Below are 26,556 nucleotides of genomic sequence, written 5' to 3'. Positions count from 1 at the left end.
GATTAGCATATGGACAGGCGCATACGGGTGCTCATCGCCAAGCCCGGGCTGGACGGCCACGACCGCGGGGCCAAGGTGGTGGCTCGGGCCTTAAGGGACGCCGGCATGGAGGTGATCTACACGGGGCTCAGGCAGACCCCGGAGATGATCGTGTCCGCGGCCATCCAGGAGGATGTGGACGCCATAGGGCTATCCATCCTCTCCGGGGCCCACATGCACTACTTCCGGGAAGTGAAGCGGCTCCTCGAGGAGCAAGGAGCCTCGGACATCCTTGTTTTTGGCGGAGGCATCATCCCCGACGAGGACGTGCCCAAGCTGCAAGAACTCGGGGTGGCAGCGGTCTTTGGCCCCGGAACCAGCACCCAGGAGATCGTGGACTTCTTGAAACGGGCGGTGCCGGAGCGCTGGCAGGCCCAGGGCTTAGCATGAAGGCCATCCAGCTTTACTACCCCCCGGAGTGGGCTCACTGCTACGGGTGCGGCTACTTAAACCCCATGGGCCTCCACCTCAAGACCTACTGGAAGGCGGACGAGGGCCAGAGCGAAACCCGTTTCACCCCTAGCCCCCATCACACTGCCATTCCCGGGTTCGTCTACGGGGGGCTTCTCGCCTCCTTGGTGGACTGCCACTCCACCGCCACCGCCGCCGCCGCCAAGGCCCATGCTGAGGGCCTGGATCTGGCAACCCACCCCCTCCGCTTCGTCACCGCCAGCCTCAAGGTGGACTACCTGAAGCCCACCCCTTTGGGGCCCGAGCTGGTCCTGGTGGGCCGGGCCAAGGAGGTGAAGGGGAGGAAGGTGGTGGTGGAAACCGAACTCTACGCCAACGGGGAGGTGACCGTACGGGGGGAGGCGGTCCTGGTGCAGATCATCGAGGGCTTCGGCCAAGGAGATACCGCTCCAAAAGGCCGATAATGCGGGAAAGACCCTCGGCTTTGGGGGAGGCCACCAGAACCAGCTCCAGCCAGGCTTCTTCCAGGATCTTCTTCACCTCCTCCAGCTCCCTTCCCGGGAAGACGGTACCCAGGGCCACGGCCTGGGACCTTTCCCAAAGCTCCTTCTTTTCCCGCTGCAGGTGCCTGATCTCCTGCCTGGCAAAGTAGAGGTCCGCCTCCAGCTGGTGGATACGGTCATGGAGGGGCTTTTCCTCCTGGCGCCTCTGCTCCCTCTCCCGGCGGATCAGCTTCTCCCAATCATCCCAGTGCATGGATTCCAGATTAAAGAAAGACTCGGCATCCCGGTGTGATCCATGCACTGGCTCCCAGAACCGGCCCTCTGGACCCTGGCTCAGGCTTTCCTGGCAAAGGAGCGCGCCTCGAGGAGCCGCTCCAGGAGGAAAAGCGCCAGGGCCAAGGCCAGGAGATAGGGGCGCAGGGGCAGGGGGGAGGATCCAGGTTGCCCCAGGTCCTCCAGGGCCAGCAACCGCCCATGGGAAGCCTCGGCCAGGGTCTTGAGGACCAGCTTCCCATCCCTGGGGGTCCACTCCCCGGGCAAGGGGAAGGCCAGGGGCAAGCGGCGCGAGCCGTCCAGGAGCACCCCGGGAGCCGCCGGGGCCTGGATTTCGTACCGCCCAGGCCCCGTGGGCACCAGGGGCATCTCCTGGCCCTCGCTTAGGAAAAGCGGGCGCTCCAGGTGGCCCAGAACCACCACCCGCACCCCTTTCCCCTCGGGATAGGCGTACAGGGCCATGGCCTTCTTGCCCCCCATGAGGTAGCGGGCAAGGCCGCCCAGAAAAGAAGCTGCCTCCTTCCAGCCCCGCCAGGAACGGGAAAGATCCGTGGCCAAGGCGGCCACCCGCCCCTCTCCCCTCTCCCCCAGGGCCAGCACCGCTCTGCCGTCGCTTTCCAAAACCACCTCCGCCCAGGGCTCGGCCCGGGCCGGAAGGAGAACGGAAAGGGGAGGTGGGGAAAACCCCTGGGCCAGGGGATGGAGCCTGGCCTTGACGGGGAAACGGCCCTCCAGGCCCTCCCCCTGGAAAACCTCCTGCCCTTCCTTCAGGAAAAGCCGGGGAAGCTCCTGGGCGGTGGCCGCTTGGTAGTACCGGCCCCCACCCCTTTCGGCGAGGACCTTCAGAAAGGCCCGGTCGGCGTCGGCTCCCAGGGCCATGGCGCTCACCTCGAGGCCCGAGGCCTCCGCCAGGGCCAGGATGGGGTCTTGGGGGTCGGAGATGAGGCCATCGCTGAGCACCAGGATCCCCTTGCGCTCCACCGGCACCCCCTGCAAAAGCCGCACCGCCTCCCGGAAGGCGGAGCCCAGGACCGTCCCGCCCCCCGCCCGCACGGACAAGAGGAGGCTTTCCGCCTCCTTCTTCCCCTGCTCCGTCATGGGCCTGGGTGGAAAAAGAACCCGATGGGTGGAGGAAAAGAGCACCACGCCCAGGTAGTCCTCCTCCGCCGCCGACCGCACCAGCTCCAAGGCCCCCGCCACCGCCAGGGAAAGCTTCTCCCCCTCCATGCTTCCCGATACGTCCATCACCAGAACCAAGGCCGCCCCCTTGCGGCCCAGGGGCTTTAGGGGAAGGTCTTCCGGCAAAGCCCGGTCCCAGCCGCCGAAGAAAAGACCCTTGGGGGTGGCGGTGAAAAGAAGGCCGCCGCCTTGGCGGAGGTAGCTCCTCAGGGCCTCCGGGGCCCCCTCGGGAAGGTCCAAGACCCCGAGGCCCACCGCCACCAGGTCGGCCTCGAGGGGCAGGCGGAAAGGGCCTTCCTCCACCTGGAAGCCCTGGGCCTCCAGGTAACGGGCCAAGGCCGGGTCCCCCAGCACCAAGGCCCTGCCGCGGTCGGCAGGTTGGAGGCTCACCTGGGCCTCGCTCCGGCCCCAGGAACCCTCCACCACCGCCCACACCTCCGCCTTCTCCGTAAGGGAGAAGGTGTACGCCAGGCTCTTACGCCCCTCCACCCGAAGGCTTCGTTCCCAGGTCCCTGCGGGGCCCTCCACCCTCAGGCGTGCCTCCACGGAGAGGGGTGCCTCGAGGACCACTCCCACCCCCACCGTTTCCCCGTACAGGGGGTAAGGCGGGGGGACGAGCTCCACCGCCACATGGGGCTTGGGGGGAACGTAAACCGCATCCAGGGGAAAGGGGGCTGAAATGGGTTCGAAAAGCCCGTCGGAAACCAGGACCACGCGGCTCGGCCTCAGGGCCTCTGCCTCCTGGAAGGCCGCCTTCAGGTCTGTCCTCTCCCCCAGGTCCAGCCTGCGGGCGGTGGGCGAAGGAAGCCTCGCCGCCCGCTCCGCAAAGGCCACATAGATCCCATCCCTAGGAAGCCTATCCGCCAAGGCGAAGACGCTTTCCCGGGCAGAGGGCGAAAAGTCCAGAAGGTACACCACCCGCCCCGGCATGGGCCACCTGGGATCCAGGAAGGCCAAGAAAAGTAGGATGAGGACCCCAACCCTAAGAAGCCGGAGCATAGCCTCATGCTAGAGGCTTTGGGATGGCCTGGGCCATCCAGGGAACCCCATCAGTCCATCCAGTGCCCCAGCTTCTCCTTTTTGGCCTGGAGGTAACGCTCGTTGTGGGGGTTGTCCCCGGCCCTCAGGGGAATGCGCTCCACGATCTCGATGCCGAAACCCGACAGGGCCTTCACCTTGCGGGGGTTATTGGTGAGGAGGCGCATCTTGCGCACCCCAAGGTCGTAGAGGATCTGGGCCCCCACCCCGTAGTCCCGCAGGTCCGGCGGGAACCCCAGGGCCAGGTTGGCCTCCACCGTGTCCAGGCCTTGGTCCTGCAGGTGGTAGGCCCGGATCTTGTTCACAAGGCCGATTCCCCGCCCCTCTTGCCTCAGGTAGACCAAAACCCCCTTCCCCTCCTTAGAGATACGCTCCAGAGCCAGATCCCGCTGGAAACCGCAGTCGCACCTCAGGGAGTGCAGGGCATCCCCGGTGAGGCACTCGGAGTGCATGCGCACCAGGACGGGCTCCTCAGGGTCCCAGCTTCCCATGACCAAGGCGGCGTGCTCCTCCCCGGTGAGGCTATCCCGGTAGCCCAGGATGCGGAACTCGCCAAACCGGGTGGGCAAAAGGGCCTCTGCCTCCCGTTTCACGTAGAGGTCCCCCTTCTCCAGGCGGTAGCGGATGAGGTCGGCGATGGTGCCCACCTTAAGGCCGTGGCGCCCGGCAAACTCCAAAAGGTCCGGAAGCCGGGCCATGGTGCCATCCTCCTTGAGAATCTCGATGAGGCTCCCCACCGGCCTAAGCCCCGCCAGGCGCAAAAGGTCCACGGTGGCCTCCGTGTGCCCGGCCCGCCTCAGGACCCCGCCCGGCCTAGCCACCAGGGGGAAGATGTGCCCAGGGCGCCGGAAATCCTGGGCGGTGGCCTCGGGATCAGCCAGAAGCCTTATGGTGGCCGCCCGCTCAAAAGCGGAGATCCCCGTGGTGGTCCCCCGGGCATCCACGCTCACGGTGAAGCGGGTACCCTGGGGATCCTGGTTTTTCTCCACCATAAGGGGCAGGTCCAGGGCCCTGGCCCGTTCCTCGGTCAAGGCCGCGCAAAGGAGCCCCCGGCACTCCCTGAGCATGAAGTTCACCCACTCCGGGGTCACGTGCTCTGCCGCCATGATGAGGTCGCCCTCGTTTTCCCGGTCCTCGTCGTCCACCAGGATCACCGGGCGGCCTTGGCGGAGTTCCTCCATGAGTTCCCTGACGCTGGCCAAACCCTCCATCATTCCCCCTTCACAAGCCGCTCCAGATAGCGGGCGATGAGGTCCACCTCCAGGTTCACCCCATCCCCCACCTTTAGGCTTCCTAAGTTGGTGACCTTAAGGGTGTGGGGGATGAGGGTGACGAAGAAGTCCTGCCCCTTTAGGCCCGCCACCGTGAGGGAAACGCCGTTTAGGGCCACGCTTCCCTTCTCGGCAATGTAGCGGGCAAGGTCTTGGGGGAGTCGGAAGAAGTAGTCCTTGGCCCCCGGGGCCTCCCGGATGGCCACCACCTCCGCCACCCCGTCCACATGCCCGGTGACGAAATGCCCCCCAAGCCGGTCCCCCACCTTAAGGGCCCTCTCCAGGTTGGGCCGGTGCCCCACCCGCCAGGTGGGGGCGGTGCGGCGCAGGGTTTCCCGGGCAAGCTCCACCCAAAAACCGCCCTCGTCCACCTCCACTGCGGTGAGGCAGACCCCATCCACCGCCACCGAATCCCCTACCCTAAGGTCAGAAAGCACTTCCTTGGCGGCGATCCTGACCCTGAGGAAAGGCCCCTCCCGGACCTCCACGATCTCGCCGGTTTCCTCCACCAATCCCGTGAACATCACCCCTCCGGGTACGCCTCCAGCCAAAGGTCCTCCCCAAGCCACTCCTTGCGGACGAGCCTCAGCCTCTTGGCCTCGGCCATGCGCTCCAGGGCAAACCCCTCCAAGAACCCCCTCCCCTCCCCCAACACCTTGGGCGCCACGAAGAGGGCCAGCTTGTCCACCAGTCCCCTCTCCCAGAAGGCCCCAGCCAGCCTCGGACCCCCCTCCAGAAGGATCCCGTCCAGTCCCTCCTCCAAGAGAAGGTGCAAGGCCCCCTCGAGGCTCACCCTCCCTCCTTCCCGGGGAAGCTCCACCACCCGGGCACCCGCCTCCTCGAGGGCCCTAAGCCGATCCTTGGGCGCACCCTTGCCCACCAGCACGTACACGCGGGCAGGCTCCCCCCGGGGTCCCTTCTGAAAGATACGGGCGGTGGGGGGAGTGCGGCCCTCGGTGTCCAAGACCACCTTCACCGGGTCCCTGAGGGGCGGGGGCTCCAGCATGAGAGGGAAGGGCCTGAAGTCCGGCTCCCGCACGGTGAGCCAGGGATCGTCCTTGAGGACCGTCCCCACCCCCACCATCACCACGGGAAGCCACTGGCGGTAGGCCTGGGCCACGCGCCGGCTTTCCTCCGAGGACACGTAGCGGGCATCCCCGCTTACGGCAGCTACCTTGCCATCCAAGGTCAAGGCAGCCTTGAGGAGCACGAAGGGCCGACCCTCTTTCTGCGCGTGGAAGAAGACCTCGTTCTGCCCCTGGGCGTCGGCCTCCAAGAGCCCGGCCTCCACCTCCACTCCCCCGGCCCTAAGCCGTTCCAGACCCCCTTGGGCCAAAGGGTTGGGATCCCGGGCCGCCGCCACCACCCGGGCCACCCCCGCCTGCAGAAGAGCCAAGGAGCAAGGAGGGGTGCGGCCAAAGTGGTTGCAAGGCTCCAAGGACACGTAGAGGGTGGCTCCTTGGGCCTCCTCGCCCGCCTGGCGCAGGGCGTACACCTCCGCGTGGGCCTCCCCGGCCCTGGGGTGGTACCCCTCCCCCACGACGCGGCCCTCCCGCACCAGCACCGCTCCCACCAGGGGGTTGGGGTGGGTGTGGCCTCGAGCCCTCTCGGCCAACTGCAACGCCCTACGAAGGAACCTCTCGTCCAGCTCTCGCAAAAGACCTCCTTCTCCCATCCGGACTTTCACCGTCGGCCCCGGAATTCCACCGGGTCGGGCCCCAAAGGGGCTTCGCGGGCTTTCACCGCCGGTGGGGACTTCCACCCCGCCCCGAAGGAGGTGCCTACAGGCACCGCATTCAGTTTACCAAGAGAAAGCAAGGCCAGATGCCAGGACGCACCACTCCTTCCTGAATAGCCAAACAGGGGCCCTTTGGGTGCTTTCCCGTAGGGAAACACCTCGAGGGCCCCTGGAGGCTTCTATGGTGGAGGTGGGGGGAGTCGAACCCCCGTCCGAAAGTCCCTACGGCAGGCCTCTACGCGCGTAGTCCGCGTTTTGGGTGTCCTCCTGGCTTGGCCCGCGGACGGGCGGCCAGGAGCAAGCCCCGCTTAACTTCGCCTTGGCTTACGGGGCCTAAGCCTTGGCTAGCCGGGTTTCTTGTCCCCGCGTCGGTGAGCCCCCGGCAGGGCTACCGGGCGAGGTCGCGGTCATTAAGCCGCGAGAGCGTAAGCAGGCTTGTTGGCCTTTATTCTTTTGCGGGTTTTTACGAGGCCACCCGCACCTCGGCGCGCCACCTGCCCTCGGCGACCCCCGTCGAGACCGTTCACCCCCATGTGACTGGCCGGACTCGGACCGGCAACCTTGAGTGTAACAGGCTAAAGGGGTTGTAGTCAAGGGGGTTTTGGGTGTAAACTGAGCCCAGTGCTCCCAAGGGAGGGGGGTGGGTGTAAGCCCACCCTTCCTTTGTGAAGGGAGGTAGGGAGGTGCCTGTGGACCTTTGGCGGTTGGTGGAGGAAGCGGTGGAGCCTCTGGACCTCGAGGTCCTGGAGGTGAAGGAAGCCCCCGGGGAGGTCCTGGTCCGCCTGGAGCGAAAGGACGAAAGGCCCATCCGCGTGGCTGACCTGGAACGGGCCAGCCGGGCCATAGAGGCCGTCTTTGACCAGGAGGACCCCATTCCGGGAAGCTACCGCCTTCTGGTGGAATCTCCCGGCCCCAAGCGCCCTCTCTTTACCCGCCGCCACTTCGAGCGCTTCCAGGGTCTAAAGGCCAAGGTGCCGGGGCCCGAGGGCTTCACCGGGCGCATCCTTCGGGTGGAAGGGGACGAGGTGGTCTTCCAGGTGGGCCAGGAGGAAAAGCGCCTGAGGATCGGCACCTTCCGCGCCAACCTTGCCGAGTGGCCCGAGGAGCCCAGGTAACAGCCGAGATTTAGGGAGGAGAGATGAACCGGGAATTCATAGACGCCATGCAGCAGCTGGCCTTGGAGCGGGGGGTCACCACCGAGGAGGTCCTCGAGGCCTTCAAGGAAGCCCTGCGCAAGGCCTACATCAAGCGGCAAAAGGGGTACCGCAAGGAAGAAATCGATGCGGGTAAGGGTCCGGAGGTGGACGTCTATATAGACCCCCAGACCGGGCGCATCGAGATGGTGGAGGTCCGCCGCGTGGTGGAGAAGGTGGAGGATCCAGACAAGGAAATCGCCCTCTCCGAGGCCCTCCAGTACGACCCCGAGGTCCAGGTGGGCGACGAGATGGAGTTCCCCATCGACCCCGAGGGCCTCTCCCGCATGGCCATCCAGGACCTGCGCCAGATCCTCACCCAGCGCCTCAAGGAGTCCGAGCGCAACCGCATCTACAACGAGTACAAGGACAAGGAGGGCCAGGTCCTCACCGGGGTGGTGACCCGGGTGGACAACCGCGGCAACGTCTTCGTGGAGCTGGGCCGGGGGGAGGCTTACCTCCCCAAGAGCGAGCAGATCCCCACGGAGCGCTACTACCCCGGGCAGCGCCTCAAGGTGTACCTAAAAAAGGTGGACCGATCCGCCAAAGGCCCTTCCCTGATCGTAAGCCGGGCCCACGAGAAGCTTCTGGAGCACCTCTTGAAGCAGGAGGTCCCCGAGATCGCCGAGGGCATCGTGGAGATCAAGGCCATCGCCCGCGAGCCCGGCCGCCGCAGCAAGGTGGCGGTGATGACCCACAACCCCAATGTGGACCCCATCGGGGCCTGCATCGGCCATAAGGGCCAGCGCATCCAGGCGGTTTCCGCCGAGCTGGGCCGGGAGAAGGTGGACATCATCCTCTGGGCCAAGGATCCCAAGGAGTTCATCCGCAACGCCCTCTCCCCCGCCCAGGTGGGTTCCATCGAGCTGGAACCCGATGGGCAGAAGGCCCGGGTCAAGGTGACCAAGGACCAACACTCCCTGGCCATCGGCACCGGGGGTCAGAACGTGCGCCTGGCCTCCAAGCTCACGGGTTACGAGATCCACTTTGAGGAGGCGGAGATCTCCGACCTGGACGAGGCCATTCGCAAGGCCGCCAAGGAAGAGGCGGAAACCACCAGCCGGGCGAAAGAGGAATTCGAGAAACTCTTCCGGGATCTTTCCGAGTAATGGCGAAGCATGTCCCCATCCGCATGTGCGTGGCGTGCCGCAAAAGGCGGCCCAAGGGGGAGCTTTTGCGGATCCTGCTCATGCCGGAGGGGTTTCGCCTGGACCCCACGGGGAAACTGCCGGGCAGGGGGGCTTATGTCTGCCCCGACAACCCGGAGTGCTGGACGGAAAAGAAGCTGAGGCGCTTTGCCGGGGCCCGGGCCAGAGCCTTGTCGGAAGCGCTTGTCACCCTTTTAGGAGGTACGGATGGCCAAAATACGCATCTACCAGCTGGCTAAAGAGCTGGGCATGACCAACGAGGAGCTCCTGGAGCTCCTGGACCAGATGGGGGTTGCCTACAAGTCCCACGCCTCTACCCTTTCCGAGGAGGACGCGGAGGCGGTGCGGGAGCTGGTAAAAGAGCAACGAGGCCTGCAGGAGAAGCTGGCGGAGGAGGAGCGCAGGAAAGCCCTGCCCCGAAGGCCTCCCGTGGTGGTGATCATGGGCCACGTGGACCACGGGAAGACCACCCTCCTGGACTACCTGCGGAAAAGTCGCATCGCCGAGAAGGAGGCGGGAGGCATTACCCAGCACGTGGGTGCCTTCGAGGTGAAGACCCCTCAGGGCACGGTGGTCTTCATTGACACCCCGGGGCACGAGGCCTTCACCACCATAAGGCAGCGGGGAGCCAAGGTGGCGGACATCGCCGTCATCGTCATCGCCGCCGACGACGGGATCATGCCCCAAACGGATGAGGCCATCGCCCACGCCAAGGCAGCCGGGGCCAAAATCGTCTTCGCCCTGAACAAAATGGACCTGCCCCAGGCCGACCCCGACCGGGTCAAGCGCCAGCTAATGGAGCGGGGCTTCGTGCCCGAGGAGTACGGCGGGGATGCCATCGTGGTGCCCATCAGCGCCAAAACGGGCCAAGGGGTGCAGGACCTTTTGGAGATGATCCTCCTCATCGCCGAGCTGGAGGACTACCGGGCCGACCCGAACGCCGAGCCTAAAGGGGTTATCCTCGAGTCCAAGCTGGACAAGCAGGCGGGCATTATCGCCAACATGCTGGTCCAGGAGGGGACCTTCCGGGTGGGGGACTACGTGGTGGCCGGAGAGGTGTACGGCCGCATCCGGGCCATGATGGACGCCGATGGCAACCAGCGCAAGGAAACGGGCCCGGGAAGCGCCGTGCAGGTTTTGGGCTTCCAGGAGCTTCCCCACGCCGGGGATGTGGTGGAGTGGGTACCGGATCTCGAAGCCGCCAAGGAGATCACCGAGGAGCGAAAGGAAGAGCGAAAGGCCCGGGAGGAAGCCGAGAAGGAGCGCCGCCCCAGGACCATGGCCGACCTGCTCCGGACCCTGCAGGAGGAAGGGCAGAAGGAGGTTAACCTCATTCTCCGGGCGGATACCCAGGGCTCCCTGGAGGCCATCCAGCACATCCTGGCCAAGGAGAGCACCGAGGAGGTCAAGATCAACGTCCTCCTGGCCCAGGTGGGGGCCCCCACGGAGTCCGATGTCCTCCTGGCCCAGACGGCCAACGCCGCCATCCTGGCCTTCGGGGTGAACCCCTCCGGTGCGGTGAAGAAGGCGGCGGAAAACAAGGGGGTCCTCCTCAAAACCTTCCGCATCATCTATGACCTCATCGACGAGGTCCGAGCCATGGTCAAGGGGCAAAAGGAGCCCATCTACAAGGAAGAGATCCTGGGCCGGGCCGAGGTGCGGGCCATCTTCCGCTTACCCGGGGGCAAACAGGTGGCGGGATGCATGGTCACCCAGGGCAAGGTGGTGCGTAGCGCCGAGGTAAGGGTTTTGCGCAAGGGCGAGGAAATCTGGAAGGGGAAAATGGCCAGCCTCAAACGCTTCAAGGAGGACGTGCGGGAGGTGGCCCAGGGCTACGAGTGCGGCATCGGCCTCGAGGGGTTTGACGACTTCCAGGAAGGGGACATCATCGAAGCCTTCCAGATGGTGGAGGTGCCCGCATAGGGCGCAAGGTGAAGTGGGGGGAACTGGTGGGTAGGAAGTGGCCTGGGATCCCCCTGGTGGTCCTGGCCCTCCTCCTTCAAGGCCTGGCCTTGCCTCTTTCCCAGGGGAAGGGAAAGGGAGAAGCCGGGCTTGCAGCCAAGGGGCCGGCCCTGGTCCTGAAGGAAGAGCGGCAAGGAAGCGGGACCTCCTCCCTGGCCCAGACTCCTGCCAGACCCTCCGAGACCGCGGCAAGACCCTCGTACCAGGGGGTGCGTCCCCCACTCCCGACCGTCCTCCCCGCCATCCATCTCTACCTCCTCTATGGCCGCTTGCAGCTGGACGGGGGCTAGGAGAGCCCAAGTACCCGTAACCCGGTTAGGCTCTCGGTACCCAAGGCAATAGCCCATCAGGCACATGCGTGCCCAAAGGTAAAGGTTATGAATCGTAAGCTTCTGAATGGACTTCTACTCCTAGGTCTTTTCCTGCTGGCCCTCCTCATGGTCTGGAAGCCCTGGGCCCCCGGGGAACCCATGGTCAAGCTGGGTCTGGACCTTAAAGGGGGTCTTCGCATCGTCCTCGAGGCCGCGGTGGAAAACCCTACCCCCGACGACCTGGAAAAGGCGCGCACCATCTTGGAAAACCGCATCAACGCCTTAGGGGTGGCGGAACCCCTCATCCAGATCCAGGGGCAAAAGCGCATCGTGGTGGAGCTACCCGGCCTTTCCCAGGCCGACCAGGACCGGGCCCTTAAGCTTATAGGGCAAAGGGCGGTCCTGGAGTTCCGCATCCTCAAGGAAGGAGCCACGGGCACCACCGTGGCCCAGATCAACCAGGCCCTTAGGGAAAACCCCAGGCTTAAGCGGGAGGACCTGGAAAAGGACCTCATCAAGCCCGAGGACCTGGGCCCGCCCCTCCTCACGGGGGCAGACCTGGCGGATGCCCGGGCGGTCTTTGACCAGTTCGGCCGCCCCCAGGTGGCCCTTACCTTTACCCCGGAAGGGGCCAAGAAGTTTGAGGAGGTCACCCGGGCCAACGTGGGCAAGCGGCTGGCCATTGTCCTGGACGGCAAGGTCTACACCGCTCCCGTCATAAGGCAGGCCATCACCGGGGGCCAGGCGGTCATAGAGGGGCTTTCGAGCCTCGAGGAGGCCAGCGAGATCGCCCTGGTGCTGCGTTCCGGAGCATTGCCCGTTCCCCTGGAGGTGGCGGAGATCCGGGCCATCGGTCCCACCCTGGGTCAGGACGCCATCCAAGCCGGCATCCGCTCGGCCCTCATCGGCACCCTGGCCATCTTCCTCCTCATCTTCGCCTACTACGGCCCAAGCCTAGGTCTGGTGGCTTCCTTGGGCCTCATCTACACCTCGGTGCTCATCCTGGGGCTCCTTTCGGGCCTCGGGGCCACCCTGACCCTCCCCGGCATCGCCGGCTTGGTCCTCACCCTGGGGGCTGCCGTGGACGGGAACGTGCTTTCCTTTGAGCGCATCAAGGAGGAGCTCAGGGCCGGGAAGAAGTTCCGCCAGGCCATCCCCGAGGGTTTCAAACACTCCACCCTGACCATCCTGGACGTGAACGCCGCCCACCTGCTGGCCGCTGCCGCCCTTTACCAGTACGCCACGGGACCCGTACGGGGCTTCGCGGTAATCCTGGCTATCGGGGTGGTGGCCAGCGTCTTCTCCAACCTGGTCTTCAGCCGCTACCTCCTGGAGCGCCTGGCGGACCGGGGTGAGATAAAGCCTCCCATGTGGCTGGTGAACCCCCGGTTTAACTTCATGGGCCCGGCCCGCTTCATCACCCTAGCCACCCTCCTCCTGGCGGTCTTGGCCGCGGGGGTGGTCTTCACCAAGGGGTTCAACTACTCCATCGACTTCACCGGCGGCACCGCCTATACCCTGCGCACCAGCCCAGAGGTGGGTGTGGACACCCTAAGGCGCTTCCTGGAAACCAAAGGCTTTCCCGCCAAGGAAGCCGTCATCACCCAGGTGCAGGCTCCCACTGCCGACTACAGGGAGTTTTCCGTAAAGCTTCCTCCTTTGCCCGATGCAAAACGCCTGGAGCTGGAACGCCTCCTCGGCGCTGAACTCAAGGCCACCGTCCTCACCTCGGAAACCGTGGGCCCGGCCATTGGCTCCGAGCTCCGCCGGAATGCGGTGATGGCCGTCTTGGTGGGCCTGGGCCTCATCCTCCTCTACGTGGCCTTCCGCTTCGACTGGACCTTTGGGGTGGCGAGCGTCTTGGCCGTGGCCCACGACGTGGCCATCGTGGCGGGGATGTATAGCCTCTTGGGCCTGGAGTTCTCCATCCCCACCATCGCCGCCCTGCTCACCATCGTGGGCTACTCCATCAACGACTCCATCGTGGTTTCCGACCGCATCCGGGAAAACCAGCGCCTCCTCCGGGGGCTTCCCTACAGGGAGATAGTGAACCGCTCCATCAACCAGACCCTTTCCCGCACGGTGATGACCAGCCTGACCACCCTCCTGCCCATCATCGCCCTCCTCTTCCTGGGGGGAAGCGTCCTCAGGGACTTCTCCTTGGCCATCTTCGTGGGCATCTTCGTGGGCACCTACAGCTCCATCTACGTGGTGAGCGCCATGGTGGTGTTCTGGAAGGAGTTACGGCAACGCCAGGCCAAGAAAGCCACATAGGGTCCTCGGAAGAGAACACAGCGCCCACCCCTCGGGATCCCGGGGGGTGGGCCTTACGCCTTAAGACCCAGCTCCTCCAGGGCCCGCTGCCGAAGGCGGAGAGCCTCTTCCTGGGCGGGGGTGCCGCAAAGCCTCTTCAGGACCTCCTCATCCAGGGGATCCAGGCGCAAGGCCAAAAGCCAGTCCTCGAGCCTAGGGCTTTGCAAAAGCTCTCTCCGCCGCTCCTCCAGGTAAGCCCTGGAAACCTCATCCAGAAAAGGATGGTCCAGCCCCAGGTAGGGTGGGGCGAGGGGCTCCAGGTCCAGGTATAGCTCCGGCGCCTGGCGGAAAAGGCCATAGGGCTTCTGGCGCAGGAAGTAGGGCCTGGCCCCTCTGGGCCGGTCGGGCTCCAGGGCGTTGACCACCTCCCACCACAGCACCCGAAACTCCCCAGGGGAAACCGACAGGGCCTCGAGGAGATCCTCCTTCTCCCATTGGGTGGCCACCAGAAGGGCCAAAAGAAGCCGGGCCTTATCCCGGCGGAACCGCACAAGTCGTCCCTCCACCCGCACCTCAAATCCCCCGAGGACCCGTATCTCCACCCGCACCCCGGGATGGTAGGGAACGGGAAGGCGGCCAAGCCGCCAAAGGGCCCGGCGTACCCGGGAAACCGGAGGTGAGAAAAGCGTCCGGTGGGCCAGGAAGGGGTAAACCCGCAAAAGGTCTTCCCATCCATCCCCAAAGGGGTAAGCCTCGGCCAAAGCCTGAAGGAAGGGGTCCAAAAGGGGCAGGGTGGGCAAGGAAAAAACCTCGCCCCGCCGAAGCCAAGCCACCGCCGCCATAAGGGTGAGGAAGCCTTCCACCCAAAGATCCCCGGCGGTCCGGGCCAGGCGAACCATTTCCCTGTAGGCCTTCTCATCCCCCAGGGCAGCCAGACCCCCCAGGGCTTCCACCCTAAGCCGCGCTGGACCCCCTTCCGCCTTGGCCTCCTCTAAGCGTTCCAAAACCAGAAGGGCATGCCCCCTCCTGGCCTGAGCCAGGCTCATGCCGAAAGGACTCCCCAGCACCTCAGCCTCCCAAAGCCCCCGCTCCGCCCACCGGAGGCCCTCCTCCGCATCCCCTGCCACGCACTCCAAAAGTGACCGGAGAAGGGTACCCTCCCGATGGTTCTGCGGCGGCCGGTGCAGGCCGGGGTCCTCGCTTTCCCTAAGGCGGGCCAGGGCCTCTTTGGGCCTCCCCTGCCTAAGGAGAAGCCTTGACCCGGAGAACCCCAAGGCTTCCGCCTCCGCTACCCGGCCCTCGTTGAGAAGATTCTCCGCCAGGAGAAGCCTGGCTTCCGCTGGAAACAACCTCGAGGCCTCCTCCAGGTAAGGACGTCCTCGAGCAGGTTCCACGGTGTCCAGGAACAGCCGGGCCAGACCCAAGTAGGCCCGGGTCTCCCCCGCCCTAAGGGCCTTCTGGTAAGCGGCCTCCGCTTCCTGGTAGCGCCCAGCCTGGCGCAAGGCCTCAGCCTCCAACAGGTCGAGGGCGCGCCGCCCTTGGCGCAAGGCTTCCGGTAGGTGGGCCAAAAGGCGCAACACGGTGTAGGTGAGACCGCGCGCCAACCAGGAAAATCCCTCCTGCACCAGGAGATCCGCCACGTGGCCAAGTCTTCCCGCCTCCAGGAGGAACCCGGCTGCCCGGATCCCCTCCCCGCGGTCCAAGGCCTCCTCCGCCGCCTTGGTGAGGAGCCCCCGGGCTTCCGCCTCGGGAAGGAGGGTTTTCAAGGCACTGCGCACCAGGGGATGGAACCAGAGCTTGCCCTCCCGCCTCTCCAGAAGCAGGTCTTCGGCATAGGGCAAGAGGGCTTGGCCTTCCGCCTCCGGGACCTCCCCCAAAAGGGCCAGCCTCGAGGCCTCCCGCAGAACTTCCTCGGGAAGGCCATAGGCCAGGTAAGCCAATAGCCCCTCGGCGCTTTCCAGCGCCAGCTCCGGCTTCAGGCCCCGGCGCATGGCCAACAGGACCACCCGTAGGCCCAGGGGCCATCCCCTCACCAGGGAAAGGGCTCGCTCCACTTCAAAGGCAGGAAGTTCCGGGGCCAGCGCCTTGGCAAGCTGGCAGGCCTCCTCGGGATCAAAAGCCAGCTCCCACTCGGAAAGTACCGTGAGGAAGGCAAAGGGTGTGGCCTTCCGTGAGAGGAGCAAGAGCCTTAGGCCGGGAAGCCGGACCAGGCCCTGCACCACTTTGAGCACCCCAGGGCTTTCCGCCCGGTGGACCTCATCCAGCACCAGGAGGTGGAAACCCAAGGGCTCCAGGGCACCCAAAAGGGCCTCCAAGGCCCTGGGCCAAGCCCCTGCCTCCAAAAGCTCCGCCACCCTCTGAAGCTCGGCCCGGCCTTGGTAGGCAGCCAGAAGGTGCCACAGGAAAACCGCAGGGTCCTTGGCCTCCTCCGCCAGGGCCACGTAGACCCCGGAAAACTCCGAGGCCAGGCTAGTCTTCCCGTACCCCGCCCCCGCCGCCAGGACCACCCCGGGGCTTTGGCGAAAGGCCTCCTCCACTTGGCGCCGAGGACGGTCCCGCCGCACCTCCTTGGCCGTGCGAGGGGGCAGGAGCCTCGAGGCGGGTCCCTATGGCATCACCGTGAACGCCATCGCCCCCGCCTACGTGCGCACCCCCCTGGTGGAGAACCAGATTGCCGACCAAGCCCGCACCCTTTCCCTCCCTGAAAGCGAGGTGGTGGAAAAGGTCTTCCTAGCCCAAGCGGCCATCAAGCGCCTCATCGAACCCGAGGAGGTGGCGGCCTTGGCCCTCTTCCTGGCCTCGGAAAAGGCCGCGGCCATCACCGGGGCCGTCTTCCCCATCGACCTGGGCTGGACCGCCCGCTAGCCCCGAAGCCGGGCATAGACCAAGCGGGGGTTGATCCCCAGGAGCACCTCAGGCCCGAGGCCCAACCGCTCCATGACCCCGGGGCGGTTGGCCTCGAGGAGGATGGCGGCCTCGGGAACCAAGACCAGGAAACGTTCCCGATCCTCCCTCCTCTTCAGGTCCAGGGTCAGGATCTCCTTTTTCCCGTTCAAGAAGCGGTAGGCCTCCAGGGCCCAGTCCCTGAGGGGGTCCCCTCGAGGGGGCTCCACCTTGAGGACGGGAAAGCCCAGATCCGCAAGGAGCTTGCCCGCCAAGGGCCCGGGAAGAAGCCGGGTGAGATCCAGAACCCTACCTGGGGGCCATGCGCAAGGCGCCATCCAGGCGGATCACCTCCCCGTTCAGCATGGGGTTTTCCAGGATGTGGAGGACCAATAGGGCGTACTCCTCCGGCCGGCCCAGGCGCCTGGGAAAGGGCACCTGTTCGGCCAGCGAGGCCTTGGCCTTTTCAGGAAGCCCCTGAAGGAGGGGGGTATCGAAGAGGCCCGGGGCGATGGTCACCACCCGGATGCCCCAGTCCGCAAGCTCCCGGGCCACGGGGAGGGTGAGGCCCACCACGCCCCCCTTGCTGGCCGCGTAGGCCGCCTGGCCCACCTGGCCCTCAAAAGCCGCCACGCTGGCGGTGTTCACCACCACCCCCCGCTGCCCCTCGGCATCGGGAGGGTTCTCCCGCATGGCCCAAGCCGCAAGGCGCAAGACGTTAAAGGTGCCGATAAGGTTCACCTCCACCACCTTGCGGAAACCTTCCAGGTCGTGGGGGCCTTCGCGCCCCAGAACCTTGCGGGCCAAACTCCCGCAGGAAGGCCAGAACCACGCTGGCGAAGGCCTCGTTGATCTCGATGACGTCCAGGTCCCTAAGGGAAAGCCCCGCCTTCTCCAGGGCCTTTTTGGTGGCGGGGATCACCTCCAATAGTTGCAGGGTGGGATCCCCCGCCACCACCACCCGGGCAAGGAAACGGGCCCGGGGGCGGAGGCCCAAGGCCAAGGCCTTTTCCCTATCCCCCAGGAGCAGGGCCGCCGCCCCGTCGGAAACCTGGCTGGAGTTGCCGGCGGTCACCACCCCGTCCTCCCGGAAGACGGGCTTCAAGGCCAGCATCTGCTCGTAGTCCACGTCGAAACGCACCCCTTCGTCGCGGTCCAGCAGGAAGGGCCTTCCCTCCCCATCCACCCCCTCCAGGGGAAGGATCTGGCTACGGAAGCGCCCCTCCTGGATGGCCCGGGCCGCCCGCCTGTGGGAGAGATAGCCCCACTCGTCCAGCTCCTCCCGGCAGAGGCCATACTTCTTTGCGATGCGCTCCGCGCTTTCCCCTTGGTGGACGAGCTCGTACCGCTGAAAAAGCGCCGGATTCAAGGTGTGGAAGCCTCCCCCGATATCGGAGAACATGGGGGATCGGGTCATGCTCTCCACCCCGCCGGCAATGGCAAAGTCCAGGTCGCCGGCAGCGATGGCCTGGGCGGCGAAGTGCACAGCCTGCTGGCTGGAGCCGCACATGCGGTTCAGGCTTACCGCGGGAACCTCCTGGGGTAGGCGGGAAAGGAGGACGGCAAGCCGTCCTATGTTGGCCCCCTGTTCCCCGGTTTGGGTCACACAACCCGTGACCACATCCCCCCGGGACATGCCGCATTCTACCCGGACCGTCCAAACCACCAGGCGAGCTTGACTTTGCCCCCTCCACCCTGGACGATGGGAAGGATGGATGACAAGCGCATCCGCAACTTCTCCATCATCGCCCATGTGGACCACGGGAAGTCCACCCTGGCCGACCGCATCCTGCAGCTGACCCATGCGGTGAGCGAGCGGGAGATGCGGGAGCAGTTTCTGGACTCCCTGGAGCTGGAGCGCGAGCGGGGCATCACCATCAAGGCCAGCGCCGTGCGGGTGGAGTACCGGGCCAAGGACGGGGAAACCTATATCTTCAACCTGATCGACACCCCGGGCCACGTGGACTTCACCTACGAGGTATCCCGGGCCTTGGCGGCAGTGGAAGGAGTCCTTCTGGTGGTGGACGCCAGCCAAGGAGTGGAGGCGGAAACCCTGGCCAAGTTCTACATGGCCCTGGAACACGGCCATGTGATGATCCCCGTCATCAACAAGATCGACCTTCCCAACGCCAGGCCCCTGGAGGTAGCCCTCGAGGTGGAGGAGGTGCTGGGCCTTCCCGCCGACGAGGCCATCTTCGCCTCGGGGAAGACGGGGGAAGGCGTGGGGGAGATCCTCGAGGCCATCGTAAAGCGCATCCCACCCCCCAAGGGCGACCCGGAAGCTCCCCTTAAGGCCCTCATCTTCGACTCCCTTTACGACGCCTACCAGGGGGTCATCCCCTACCTCCGCCTCTTTGAGGGCCGGGTGCGCCCGGGGGACCGGATTCGCATCTACTCCACCGGCAAGGAGTTCACCGTGGACAAGGTGGGGATCTTCACCCCCCAGGGGCTCATCCCCGTGGAGGAGCTCACCGCCGGGGAGGTGGGCTGGCTGGTGGCCGCCATCCGGGACATCCACGACGTGCAGGTGGGGGATACCATCACCCATGCCCATAGGCCCACCGACGCCCCCTACCCCGGCTTCCGCCCCGCCAAACCCGTGGTCTTCGCCGGCCTCTACCCCGTGGACTCCGGGGACTACGGAAGGCTCAGGGATGCCCTGGAAAAGCTCAAGCTCAACGACGCCGCCCTTTCCTTTGAACCGGAAACCTCCACCGCCTTGGGCTTCGGTTTCCGCTGCGGCTTCCTGGGGCTTCTCCATGCGGAAATCGTGCAGGAGCGCCTGGAGCGGGAGTTCGGCCTGGAGCTCATCGCCACCGCCCCCAGCGTGGTCTACAGGGTGCGCCTGAAAAACGGGGAAGAGGTGGAGGTGCTAAACCCCGCCGACCTCCCCGACCCCACAAAGATCGAGGAGATCCTCGAGCCCTACGTGAAGCTCACCGTCTTTACCCCCGAGGAATACGTGGGGGCCATCATGCAACTCGTCCAGGAAAAACGGGGCCGTCTGGTGAACATGACCTACCTTCCCGGGGAAACCAAGCGGGTAGAGCTGGTCTACGAGGTGCCCTTTGCCGAGATCCTCTACGACTTCCACGACCGCCTGAAAAGCCTTTCCCGGGGCTACGCCTCCATGGACTACGAGCAGATCGGTTACCAGCCTGGGGACCTAGTCAAGGTCAACGTGCTGGTGCACGGGGAGCCCGTGGACGCCCTCACCTTCATCGCCCACCGGGACAAGGCCTACGCCATGGCCCGGGCCATCGTGGACAAGCTGGCGGAGGTCATCCCCCGTCAGCTTTTTGAGGTGCCCATCCAGGCGGCCATCGGGGGCAAGATCATCGCCCGGGCCACGGTGAAGGCCCTGCGCAAGGATGTGCTGGCCAAGTGCTACGGCGGGGATGTAACCCGGAAGAAGAAGCTTCTGGAAAAGCAAAAGGAGGGGAAGAAGCGGCTCAAGGCCATCGGCAAGGTGGAGGTGCCCCAGGAGGCCTTCCTGGCGGTGCTCTCGGCGGGGCGGGATGAGTCTTAGGGCAAGGCTCGCCCTGGTTATCGCCCTTCTGGCTTTTCTGCCCAACCTGGTCCTGGCCCTCACCCTGGGCCTCATGGGGGAGGGTCCCTGGCTGCCCTTGGTGCTTTGGCTTCTTCTCATCGCCCTGGTTTCTGGGGCGGTGGGGTACTTCCTGGCCCGAAGCCTCCTCAGGCCCCTCGAGGAGCTCACCCGCGCCCTGGCCTACCTCTCCGTCAAGGAGGGCCCGGTGAACGCGCTCAGGCTACCCGCCCCCAAGGAGCCTCCCCCCATGGAGATCGCCCTGCTCCGCGCCCGCTTCGGGGAGCTTCTTCAACGCCTCCAGCGCCTTATGGAGGCCCGGGAAGCCTTCTACGGGGCCCTGGCCCACGACCTGAAAACCCCCCTGCTTTCCGCCATCCGGGCCCTGGAGTACCTGGAAAGGGCGGACCACCTGGGACGGGAGAAGCGGGTGGAACTCCTTCTGGCCTTGAGGGGGGAGCTCTTCCAGGCCCACCTTCTCGTGGAAAACCTCCTGGCCCTCTCCCGCCTGGAGGCCCGCACCCCCCAGCGGGAAACCCTGAACCTAAGGGCCTTGGCCGAGGATCTCCTTCTGCGTTACCGGGAGGAAGCGGGAAGGCGGGGGCTTGGCCTCACGGTGGAGGGGGTGGGTCTCGCCCGGGGGGAGCGGCTCCTTTTGGAAAGGGCCCTGGCCAACCTTCTGGACAACGCCCTGCGGCACGCCAAAACCCAGGTGCGCATCCGGGTGGAGGAAGGGGCCTTGCAGGTGGAGGACGACGGGGAAGGGCTTCCCCTGCCCCTGGAAGCCCTGGCCCAGCCCTTCCGCCAAGGAGGCCCGAACCGGGGAAGCGCGGGGCTTGGCCTCTACACCGCCAAGCGGGTGGCCGAGGCCCACGGGGGGAGGCTTCTGACCTGCAAAACCCCCTTGGGCGGGGCGTGTTTGCGCCTGGAACTCCCCTCGGCCAAGGAGCTTTAGTCCATAACCGGGGGGATCTGCCGCACCCAGAGGATGTAGGAGAGGTGCTCCAGGTACCTCAAGGGGACCTCGGGAAGGGGACGGTCCACCTCGAGGCTCATCATGGCCTCCCCGCCCCGCTTCTTGCGGCTCACCGTGAGGTAGGCGATATTCACCTCGTCATCGGCCAGGATGCGGGCCACCCGGGCCACCACCCCCGGGGTGTCCACGTTGCGGATCACCAGGGTGGGGGCGGCTCCGGTGATGCGCACCTCGAAGCCATCCAGGTCAAAGATGCGCACCAACCCGCCTCCCAGGGAGCTTCCCGTCACGGTGATGCGCTCCTTCTCCCCCTCCAGGACCATGCGCACGGTGTTGGGATGCACATCCCCTAGCTCCACTGCCTTGAAGGCCACCTCGAGGCCTTCCTTCTCCGCCAGGGAAAGGCTTTCCTTAAGCCTTTCGTCGTCGGGGGTAAAGCCCAAAACCCCCGCCACCAGGGCCAGGTGGGTGCCGTGGCCCTTTCCCGTCTTGGCAAAGGAGCCGTGCAGGCCAAACTCCACCCGCCTAGGCCTTTCCCCCAAAAGGTGCCGGGCCAGAAGGGCCAGGCGGCAAGCCCCGGCGGTGTGGCTGGAGGAAGGCCCCACCATCACCGGGCCGATCATGTCCAGTAGACCCATGCCTGTAGAATAACCCCATGCGCGCGTTCCTGACCCGGGCCATCGGCTTCCTCTTGGCCCTGGGACTCCCGGTTTTAGGCCAAAGCCTGGTGGTCCCGAAGGAAGTCCAGGCGGGAAGGTCCATGGTCCTGGAGGGGCGGGACCTGCCCGAGGGGCGCTTCCCCATGGTGCTGGAGGGCCCCGAGGGACAAGAAACCTTGGAGGTGGAGGCCCAGAAGGGAAGGTTCCAGCTGGAGCTACACCCCAAGGTCCCCGGGGAGTACCGCATCCGCCTTTCCCTGCCCGCCGGTGCCCTGGAAGCCCGCTTCATCGCCCTGGCTCCCGCCACCCCCGAGCTGACCCGGGAAGGGCTCAAGCTCCCCTGGGGCCTCCTGCCCCTACCCCCGGGGGGTTGGCTGGGACCTTTGGTCCAAGGGGATAAGGTGTACGTGACCCAGGGGCTTTTGGTAGTTGAAACCAGCGCGAAGGAGAAAACCTTCTCCTTCCACTTTGCCCCGGCCCGCATCCTGGCCCTCAGGCCAGGCCCTGAAGCCCTCCTCGAGGGGGACTGGGTCCTGCCCATCCCCTTCCCCCGGGTGCCCTTTGAAGGCAAGGAGGAGGACCTAAAGGTCCTGGGCTCCCTCCTGGAAGCTCTCAACCCCCCAAAGCCCTGGCCCTACTATGCCTACTGGACCCTGGACCCCACCACCCTCACCCCGGAGGACCTCGAGGCCTACGGCCAGGACCTCCTGGCCCGGGGCCATAGGCCGGAACTCTTCTTCGGCCAACCGGGGGTGGCCCGCATGGCGGAGGCCTCCCGCCTTCTGCAGGAGAAGGACCCCGAAAAGGCCCTTCTCCTGGCCAAGGCCCTCCTCCGCTACACCCCTCTCTTCCCAGGTTCCTTGGCTTTTTTCCAAGGTACTGCCCAATACCTCGAGGCCCAAGGCCACCCTGCCCAGGCTCTGACCTTCTTCGAGGCGGGAAAGATCCTGCGCACCTGGCTTCCCCCCAGGCTTTCCCTGCTTCCCATGGCCCTCTGGACCCTGGGCCTGGCCTACCTGGGCCTCATGCTCTACCTCTTGCTCTACTACCTGCCCGCCCAGCTAAAGGACCTGAGGCCCATCGGTGGCTACCTGGGCGGGTTCTGGCGGCACCCCCTCCTGCGCCTTCGGCACCTTCACCTGGCCTACGCCAGCCTGGGGGAACGGGTGTTGGCCCTGGCCCTCTTCCTAGCCCTCAGCCTGGGCTTCCTCCTTCAGGGACTGGACGCCCAGGTGCGAAAAGAGCTTTTCGCCCCCCCCTTGGACCAAGGCACCCTCCGTACCCAAAAAGCCCAGGACTGGCTCCGTACCCTGCCCCCCACCCCCGAGGTCAAGGCCCTTCTGGGCTACGCCCTCCTTTCGGAGGCCCCCAAGGAGGCCCAAGGCCTCCTGCGGGAAGCCTCCTTACCCTTCGCCCTGGCCCTCAGGGGGGATGAGGCCTCCTTGGCCCAGGCTTACCGCCAGGCTCCCCTCGAGGGACCCATCCGCACAGCCCTCCAACTGGGGCAGGATCCCTGGGGGGCCAGGGAGCCGGGTCCCACCCTGCGCACCCTCTACCTAACCCTCCTCCAGGTGGAGCTTGTGCGCCTTCAGGAAGATCCCTTCCGGAGATTCATGCAGCTGGATACCCCCCTCCCGGAAAGGCTAAGACCCTGGGTTTTCGCCGGCTTCTGGCTCCTTCTCCTCTACCATCTCCTCACCTTCCTGCTGCCGCGAAGGAGGACGCCTGTGCCCCCCGCCTGGGGCCTTCTGGTGCGGGTCTTGGTACCCGGAAGCCTCGGCTTCTCCAGTGGGTTCGGCCTGGCGCTCCTCCTCTTTGCCGCCTACGGGCTTTTAGCCCTCCTAAAGGGCCAGGGACCCTCTTTCCTAATCCTGGCCTATGGGCTTCACCTTCTTCTGCTGGTACTGGGTCTAAGGAGGCATTCATGATCCTTCCCCCCATCCCCACCCCATTTGACCGGGAGGGCCGCCTGGACACAGAGGCCTTTCGGGAACTGGCGGAAGCCCTGGAACCTCTGGTGGACGGGCTTCTCATCTACGGCTCCAACGGGGAAGGCGTCCACCTGACCCCGGAGGAACGGGCCAGGGGGCTTCGGGCCCTAAAACCCCGGAAGCCTTTCCTGGTGGGCCTCATGGAGGAAACCGTGCCCCAGGCGGAACGGGCCCTCCTCGAGGCCCAGGAAGCAGGCGCCATGGCCCTTCTGGCCACGCCTCCCCGCTACTACCACGCAAGCCTCGGCGAGGGGCTCGTGGCCTACTACAAAGCCCTGGCGGAAAGGATGCCCATCTTCCTCTACCACGTGCCCCAGAACACCAAGGTGGACCTGCCCCTTTCCGCGGTGGAAACCCTGGCCCAACACCCCAGGATCACGGGAATCAAGGACTCCAGCGGGGACCTAACCCGCCTGGCCTTTTACCAGGCCCATCTGAGGGATGACTTCCGGGTCTTCACCGGCCACGCCCCCACCTTCCTGGGGGCTTTGGCCCTGGGAGCCGAAGGAGGCATCCTGGCGGCGGCCAACCTGGCCCCCAGGGCCTACCGGTCCCTCCTGGAGGCCTTCCGGACCGGCCGCCTAAGCGAAGCCCAGGCCCTGCAAAAACGGCTATTCCCCTTGGGGAACCTTCTTTCCAGGGGTGGGGTACCCCTCCTCAAGCAGGCCATGAGGCACCTGGGCCTACCCGCCGGTTACCCAAGGCCTCCCTATCCCCAGGAAAGCCCTATCTGGAAGGAGTTTCGGCCCGTCTTGGAAGCCCTCAAGGAGGAAGGATGGCTCCTGTGAGAATTCTTTTAGGCCTCTTGACCCTGGGCCTTTTGGCCGCCTGCGCTCCCCAGACCCTGACCCCCGAGGCCCGCTTCCTGGGAGCCGAGCTGCGGGGCCTGGAAGTGAGCCCGGAACCCGCCCTCCTCCTGGGGGTAAGGGTGGAGTTCCAAAACCCCAACCCCTTCCCCCTGCCCCTGGCCACCTTTGGCACCCGGCTCAGGGTGGGGGAGGTGGCCGTGCCCCTGGACCTAACCCTACCCCCCGGAAGGAAGGAGGAGGTGCTCCTGGTACGGCTCACCCCCAAGGAGGCCTTGGCCACAGCCCAGGCCCTCCTCTCCCGGGAGGGGGTGGCGGTGGCCTTGGAAGGCCGCACCCTGGGCCAAAGCCTCACCTTCTTCCGCACCCGGCTGGCCTTCCCCCTGGAGCCCCCAAGGGTCCGCCGGGTGGGGGTGAACTTCTTCCTGGAAAACCCCAACCCCCTTCCCCTCAAGGTGGAAGGAAGCTTGGTCCTCCTGGGCCAAAGCTTCCGGGTACAGGTGGATCTGCCCGCCCGGGGCGAGGGCCGGCTTCAGGTGGTGGGCTTCCGACCTGGCCTGGAACGGGGGACAGGCAGGTTGGAACTCACCCTCGAGGTCCCAGGCTTCCTCCGCCAAAGCCTCGTCCTTTCCCTCTAGAGCCTAAAGCCCCAGGGTAAGAGTTCCCCCAGGGTCTTCACCACATACCCCTCGGGACCATGCAACACCACCTCGGTTTCGGGGCTGCCAAACTCCAAGAGGACTTGGCGGCACCCCCCGCACGGGGGGATGGGCCCCTTGGGGCTATAGATGTGCACCCGGTCAATGCGCCTCTTCCCCGAAAGCACCATGGCGGCCACCGCATTCCGTTCCGCACACTGGGAAAGGGGGAAGGAGGCGTTTTCCACGTTGACCCCAAGGAAGCTTTCCCCTTCCGCCTCCACCAGGGCCACCACGGGGAAGCCGGAGTAAGGAGCGTAGGCCCGCTCCACATGGGCCTCGAGGATGGCCCTAACCCTCTCCATGCTCCACCAGCCTTTCCACCCGCACCCTTTCTATGCGGCGCTGGTCGGCGCTTTCCACCACGAAGCGAAACCCCTGCCACTCCACGCTTTCCCCCACGCCGGGGATGCGACCAAACTGCTCGTAGAGGAAGCCGGAAAGGGTGTCGTACTCTCCTTCGGGAAGCTCCACTCCCAAGACCTCGGACACCTCGTCCACGGGGGTCTGGGCCTGGATGGAGAAGGAGCCGTCGGGAAGCCTGCGAATGGCCAGGTCCTCCGGCTCGTCGGTCTCGTCGTAGATCTCCCCCACGATCTCCTCCATCACGTCCTCCAAGGTGACCAGGCCCGCCGTGCCCCCGAACTCGTCCACCACGATGGCCATGTGCACCTTCCGCCGGCGAAGCTCCCTTAGGAGGGACCAGGCATCCATGTTCTCGGGCACGAAGTAAGGGGGATGGGCGATGGAGGCCACGGTGCGCCCTTTAAGATCCTCCTCGCAGTAGTAGTCCAGCAGGTCCTTGGCGTAGGCCACCCCCACGATGTGGTCCACGCTCTCCTTGTAGACGGGAACCCGGCTGTAGCGGTGCTCGCGGAAGAGGTGGAGGAAGTCCTCCAGGCTGGCCTCGGCCTCGATGGCCACCATTTCCACCCGGGGGGTCATGATCTCCCGCACGGGGGTTTCCTCCAGCTCCAGGATGGAGTGGATCATCTCCTCCTCCTGGGCCTCGATGGTGCCGGACTCCTCCGCCCCCGCCAGGATGAGCTTAAGCTCGTGCTCGGACACCAGGGGGGTATCCCGGGGCTCCAGGCCCAGCACCCTCAAGAAGAAACCCGAAACCAGGCTGAAGAAGCGGCCCACCGGATAAAGCAGGATAGAAAAAAGATAGATGGGCCAGGCAGCTACCCGGGCCAAGGGTACGGCGTGGTGAACAGCGATGGACTTGGGGGTGATCTCCCCGAAAAACAGGATGAGAAAGGTCATGAGCCCCGTGGCCAGGCCCACGCCGGCCGAGCCGAAGGCCCGGGTGGCCAGGTCCGTCACCAAAGCGGTGGCGGCGATGTTCACCAGGTTGTTGCCCACCAGGATGGTGGTGAGGAAACGGGTGATGTCCTGGGAGAGAAGCCGGAAGGGCCCCCCTTGGGTTTCCGCAAGCTCCCGCACCTTCCAGGGATATAGGGTGGTGAAGGCCGTTTCGCTGGCGGAGAAGAAGGCGGAAAGGGCCAAGAGAAGGACCAAAAGAAAGAGGTCCCCAGGGCTTGGGGCTTGGGATTGGGCCAGGGCTAGGGAACCGAAGGGCAAGAAGAAGAGCCACCGACTGGGAGGTCTGTCCATATCACCTTTCGCCATTCTACACCATGGGGCCATGTGGGGCACGCCCTTGTTTTTCCTTGA

23 protein-coding genes, 1 other RNA gene, 3 pseudogenes and 1 riboswitch are annotated in these 26,556 nt (G+C 65.7%); of the genes and pseudogenes, 14 read left to right on the top strand and 13 right to left on the bottom strand.

Annotated elements, in window-relative coordinates:
• Positions 1-9: 9 nt before the first annotated feature.
• Positions 10-429 (top strand): cobalamin B12-binding domain-containing protein, encoded by a 420-nt coding sequence (locus F604_RS0101360; RefSeq protein ID WP_019550107.1) that lies wholly within the window; start codon positions 10-12, stop codon positions 427-429.
• Positions 426-914 carry a PaaI family thioesterase gene (locus F604_RS0101355; protein ID WP_015716826.1) on the top strand — a complete coding sequence of 163 codons (489 nt, stop codon included), beginning with the start codon at positions 426-428 and terminating at the stop codon, positions 912-914. The genes F604_RS0101360 and F604_RS0101355 overlap by 4 nt, the downstream gene beginning before the upstream one ends.
• On the opposite strand, the gene F604_RS0101350 is transcribed toward F604_RS0101355, so the two are convergent.
• The 6 genes from F604_RS0101350 to ssrA all read right to left on the bottom strand — a co-directional run bounded on the left by F604_RS0101350 (position 868) and on the right by ssrA (position 6,983).
• Positions 868-1,206, bottom strand: coding sequence for a hypothetical protein (locus F604_RS0101350; protein ID WP_015716825.1), 339 nt, complete (start codon positions 1,204-1,206; stop codon positions 868-870). The two genes, F604_RS0101355 and F604_RS0101350, sit on opposite strands and share 47 nt — an antisense overlap.
• Positions 1,207-1,286: 80 nt before the next feature.
• On the bottom strand, positions 1,287-3,404 hold the full coding sequence (locus F604_RS0101345; protein WP_019550106.1) for a vWA domain-containing protein: 2,118 nt from the start codon (positions 3,402-3,404) through the stop codon (positions 1,287-1,289).
• A 50-nt stretch (positions 3,405-3,454) separates the two neighbouring features.
• A complete protein-coding gene (locus F604_RS0101340; protein WP_026328902.1) occupies positions 3,455-4,654 on the bottom strand; it encodes a bifunctional 3,4-dihydroxy-2-butanone-4-phosphate synthase/GTP cyclohydrolase II in 1,200 nt (399 codons plus the stop codon).
• Positions 4,654-5,238, bottom strand: coding sequence for a riboflavin synthase (locus F604_RS0101335; protein WP_015716822.1), 585 nt, complete (start codon positions 5,236-5,238; stop codon positions 4,654-4,656). The genes F604_RS0101340 and F604_RS0101335 overlap by 1 nt, the downstream gene beginning before the upstream one ends.
• Complete coding sequence (gene ribD, locus F604_RS0101330; RefSeq protein WP_026328901.1) at positions 5,238-6,371, bottom strand: bifunctional diaminohydroxyphosphoribosylaminopyrimidine deaminase/5-amino-6-(5-phosphoribosylamino)uracil reductase RibD; 1,134 nt, start codon at positions 6,369-6,371, stop codon at positions 5,238-5,240. The genes F604_RS0101335 and ribD overlap by 1 nt, the downstream gene beginning before the upstream one ends.
• Positions 6,372-6,373: 2 nt before the next feature.
• A riboswitch (FMN riboswitch) is annotated at positions 6,374-6,494 on the bottom strand.
• 140 nt (positions 6,495-6,634) lie between these two features.
• Positions 6,635-6,983: a transfer-messenger RNA gene (gene ssrA / locus F604_RS12480) on the bottom strand.
• A 158-nt stretch (positions 6,984-7,141) separates the two neighbouring features.
• Here ssrA and rimP point away from each other — a divergent pair.
• From rimP to secD, 6 genes are all read left to right on the top strand, one after another.
• On the top strand, positions 7,142-7,567 hold the full coding sequence (gene rimP, locus F604_RS0101325) for a ribosome maturation factor RimP (RefSeq protein ID WP_015716820.1): 426 nt from the start codon (positions 7,142-7,144) through the stop codon (positions 7,565-7,567).
• Between the two features lie 23 nt (positions 7,568-7,590).
• Complete coding sequence (nusA, locus tag F604_RS0101320) at positions 7,591-8,754, top strand: transcription termination factor NusA (protein WP_015716819.1); 1,164 nt, start codon at positions 7,591-7,593, stop codon at positions 8,752-8,754.
• Positions 8,754-9,032, top strand: a complete 279-nt coding sequence (locus tag F604_RS12475; RefSeq protein WP_015716818.1) for a YlxR family protein — start codon at positions 8,754-8,756, stop codon at positions 9,030-9,032. Before nusA ends, F604_RS12475 begins: the two co-directional genes overlap by 1 nt.
• Complete coding sequence (gene infB, locus F604_RS0101315) at positions 9,001-10,716, top strand: translation initiation factor IF-2 (protein WP_019550103.1); 1,716 nt, start codon at positions 9,001-9,003, stop codon at positions 10,714-10,716. The genes F604_RS12475 and infB overlap by 32 nt, the downstream gene beginning before the upstream one ends.
• 26 nt (positions 10,717-10,742) lie before the next feature.
• Positions 10,743-11,045 carry a hypothetical protein gene (locus F604_RS0101310; RefSeq protein ID WP_248644095.1) on the top strand — a complete coding sequence of 101 codons (303 nt, stop codon included), beginning with the start codon at positions 10,743-10,745 and terminating at the stop codon, positions 11,043-11,045.
• A gap of 87 nt (positions 11,046-11,132) precedes the next feature.
• Entirely contained in the window at positions 11,133-13,340 is a 2,208-nt protein-coding gene (gene secD / locus F604_RS0101305; protein WP_019550101.1) for a protein translocase subunit SecD, read from the top strand.
• A 53-nt stretch (positions 13,341-13,393) separates the two neighbouring features.
• Here the strand turns inward: secD and F604_RS11755 are convergent, their stop codons facing one another.
• Positions 13,394-15,883: a hypothetical protein gene (locus F604_RS11755; protein WP_019550100.1), complete on the bottom strand. Its 2,490-nt coding sequence runs from the start codon at positions 15,881-15,883 to the stop codon at positions 13,394-13,396.
• A 25-nt stretch (positions 15,884-15,908) separates the two neighbouring features.
• Here F604_RS11755 and F604_RS0101295 point away from each other — a divergent pair.
• Positions 15,909-16,184: pseudogene (locus tag F604_RS0101295) on the top strand (SDR family oxidoreductase); the annotation flags it as partial.
• On the opposite strand, the pseudogene F604_RS11750 reads toward F604_RS0101295, so the two are convergent.
• From F604_RS11750 to F604_RS11740, 3 genes and pseudogenes are all read right to left on the bottom strand, one after another.
• Positions 16,184-16,540: pseudogene (locus F604_RS11750) on the bottom strand (CoA transferase); the annotation flags it as partial. The pseudogenes F604_RS0101295 and F604_RS11750 overlap by 1 nt on opposite strands.
• Positions 16,512-17,009: pseudogene (locus F604_RS11745) on the bottom strand (SDR family NAD(P)-dependent oxidoreductase); the annotation flags it as partial. The pseudogenes F604_RS11745 and F604_RS11750, both read right to left, overlap by 29 nt.
• Entirely contained in the window at positions 16,921-17,838 is a 918-nt protein-coding gene (locus F604_RS11740) for a thiolase family protein (protein WP_019550096.1), read from the bottom strand. The gene F604_RS11740 and the pseudogene F604_RS11745, both read right to left, overlap by 89 nt.
• A 66-nt stretch (positions 17,839-17,904) precedes the next feature.
• Between F604_RS11740 and lepA the strand changes: the two genes are divergently transcribed.
• Positions 17,905-19,731 carry a translation elongation factor 4 gene (gene lepA / locus F604_RS0101275; protein WP_019550095.1) on the top strand — a complete coding sequence of 609 codons (1,827 nt, stop codon included), beginning with the start codon at positions 17,905-17,907 and terminating at the stop codon, positions 19,729-19,731.
• On the top strand, positions 19,721-20,704 hold the full coding sequence (locus F604_RS0101270; RefSeq protein ID WP_019550094.1) for a sensor histidine kinase: 984 nt from the start codon (positions 19,721-19,723) through the stop codon (positions 20,702-20,704). Before lepA ends, F604_RS0101270 begins: the two co-directional genes overlap by 11 nt.
• Here the strand turns inward: F604_RS0101270 and sdaAB are convergent.
• Positions 20,701-21,363 (bottom strand): L-serine ammonia-lyase, iron-sulfur-dependent subunit beta, encoded by a 663-nt coding sequence (gene sdaAB, locus F604_RS0101265; RefSeq protein ID WP_015716795.1) that lies wholly within the window; start codon positions 21,361-21,363, stop codon positions 20,701-20,703. The genes F604_RS0101270 and sdaAB overlap by 4 nt on opposite strands.
• Positions 21,364-21,380: 17 nt before the next feature.
• Here sdaAB and F604_RS0101260 point away from each other — a divergent pair, with 17 nt between their 5' ends.
• The 3 genes from F604_RS0101260 to F604_RS0101250 are packed head-to-tail and all read left to right on the top strand — an operon-like array spanning position 21,381 to position 24,819.
• The gene (locus F604_RS0101260; RefSeq protein WP_019550093.1) at positions 21,381-23,312 is read left to right on the top strand and encodes a hypothetical protein; all 1,932 of its coding nucleotides are present in this window, start codon (positions 21,381-21,383) and stop codon (positions 23,310-23,312) included.
• Positions 23,309-24,163 carry a dihydrodipicolinate synthase family protein gene (locus F604_RS0101255; RefSeq protein ID WP_015716793.1) on the top strand — a complete coding sequence of 285 codons (855 nt, stop codon included), beginning with the start codon at positions 23,309-23,311 and terminating at the stop codon, positions 24,161-24,163. Before F604_RS0101260 ends, F604_RS0101255 begins: the two co-directional genes overlap by 4 nt.
• Positions 24,151-24,819, top strand: coding sequence for a hypothetical protein (locus F604_RS0101250; RefSeq protein WP_019550092.1), 669 nt, complete (start codon positions 24,151-24,153; stop codon positions 24,817-24,819). Before F604_RS0101255 ends, F604_RS0101250 begins: the two co-directional genes overlap by 13 nt.
• Here the strand turns inward: F604_RS0101250 and cdd are convergent.
• Positions 24,816-25,184, bottom strand: a complete 369-nt coding sequence (cdd, locus tag F604_RS0101245) for a cytidine deaminase (RefSeq protein WP_019550091.1) — start codon at positions 25,182-25,184, stop codon at positions 24,816-24,818. The genes F604_RS0101250 and cdd overlap by 4 nt on opposite strands.
• The gene (locus F604_RS0101240; RefSeq protein WP_019550090.1) at positions 25,171-26,496 is read right to left on the bottom strand and encodes a hemolysin family protein; all 1,326 of its coding nucleotides are present in this window, start codon (positions 26,494-26,496) and stop codon (positions 25,171-25,173) included. The genes cdd and F604_RS0101240 overlap by 14 nt, the downstream gene beginning before the upstream one ends.
• Positions 26,497-26,556: the final 60 nt, after the last annotated feature.

Source organism: Thermus scotoductus DSM 8553 (assembly GCF_000381045.1).
GTDB classification, from domain to species: Bacteria; Deinococcota; Deinococci; order Deinococcales; family Thermaceae; genus Thermus; species Thermus scotoductus.
The sequence above is the reverse complement of the archived record's forward strand: the minus strand, read 5'-3'. Positions and strand labels throughout refer to the sequence as shown.

Coding starts and splice junctions, on each gene's coding strand:
- F604_RS0101360 (WP_019550107.1), top strand. CDS start 10: ATGGACAGGCGCATACGGGTGCTCATCGCCAAGCCCGGGCTGGACGGC.
- F604_RS0101355 (WP_015716826.1), top strand. CDS start 426: ATGAAGGCCATCCAGCTTTACTACCCCCCGGAGTGGGCTCACTGCTAC.
- F604_RS0101350 (WP_015716825.1), bottom strand. CDS start 1,206: ATGCACTGGGATGATTGGGAGAAGCTGATCCGCCGGGAGAGGGAGCAG.
- F604_RS0101345 (WP_019550106.1), bottom strand. CDS start 3,404: ATGCTCCGGCTTCTTAGGGTTGGGGTCCTCATCCTACTTTTCTTGGCC.
- F604_RS0101340 (WP_026328902.1), bottom strand. CDS start 4,654: ATGGAGGGTTTGGCCAGCGTCAGGGAACTCATGGAGGAACTCCGCCAA.
- F604_RS0101335 (WP_015716822.1), bottom strand. CDS start 5,238: ATGTTCACGGGATTGGTGGAGGAAACCGGCGAGATCGTGGAGGTCCGG.
- nusA (WP_015716819.1), top strand. CDS start 7,591: ATGAACCGGGAATTCATAGACGCCATGCAGCAGCTGGCCTTGGAGCGG.
- F604_RS12475 (WP_015716818.1), top strand. CDS start 8,754: ATGGCGAAGCATGTCCCCATCCGCATGTGCGTGGCGTGCCGCAAAAGG.
- infB (WP_019550103.1), top strand. CDS start 9,001: ATGGCCAAAATACGCATCTACCAGCTGGCTAAAGAGCTGGGCATGACC.
- secD (WP_019550101.1), top strand. CDS start 11,133: ATGAATCGTAAGCTTCTGAATGGACTTCTACTCCTAGGTCTTTTCCTG.
- F604_RS11740 (WP_019550096.1), bottom strand. CDS start 17,838: ATGTCCCGGGGGGATGTGGTCACGGGTTGTGTGACCCAAACCGGGGAA.
- lepA (WP_019550095.1), top strand. CDS start 17,905: ATGGGAAGGATGGATGACAAGCGCATCCGCAACTTCTCCATCATCGCC.
- F604_RS0101270 (WP_019550094.1), top strand. CDS start 19,721: ATGAGTCTTAGGGCAAGGCTCGCCCTGGTTATCGCCCTTCTGGCTTTT.
- sdaAB (WP_015716795.1), bottom strand. CDS start 21,363: ATGGGTCTACTGGACATGATCGGCCCGGTGATGGTGGGGCCTTCCTCC.
- F604_RS0101260 (WP_019550093.1), top strand. CDS start 21,381: ATGCGCGCGTTCCTGACCCGGGCCATCGGCTTCCTCTTGGCCCTGGGA.
- F604_RS0101255 (WP_015716793.1), top strand. CDS start 23,309: ATGATCCTTCCCCCCATCCCCACCCCATTTGACCGGGAGGGCCGCCTG.
- F604_RS0101250 (WP_019550092.1), top strand. CDS start 24,151: ATGGCTCCTGTGAGAATTCTTTTAGGCCTCTTGACCCTGGGCCTTTTG.
- cdd (WP_019550091.1), bottom strand. CDS start 25,184: ATGGAGAGGGTTAGGGCCATCCTCGAGGCCCATGTGGAGCGGGCCTAC.
- F604_RS0101240 (WP_019550090.1), bottom strand. CDS start 26,496: ATGGACAGACCTCCCAGTCGGTGGCTCTTCTTCTTGCCCTTCGGTTCC.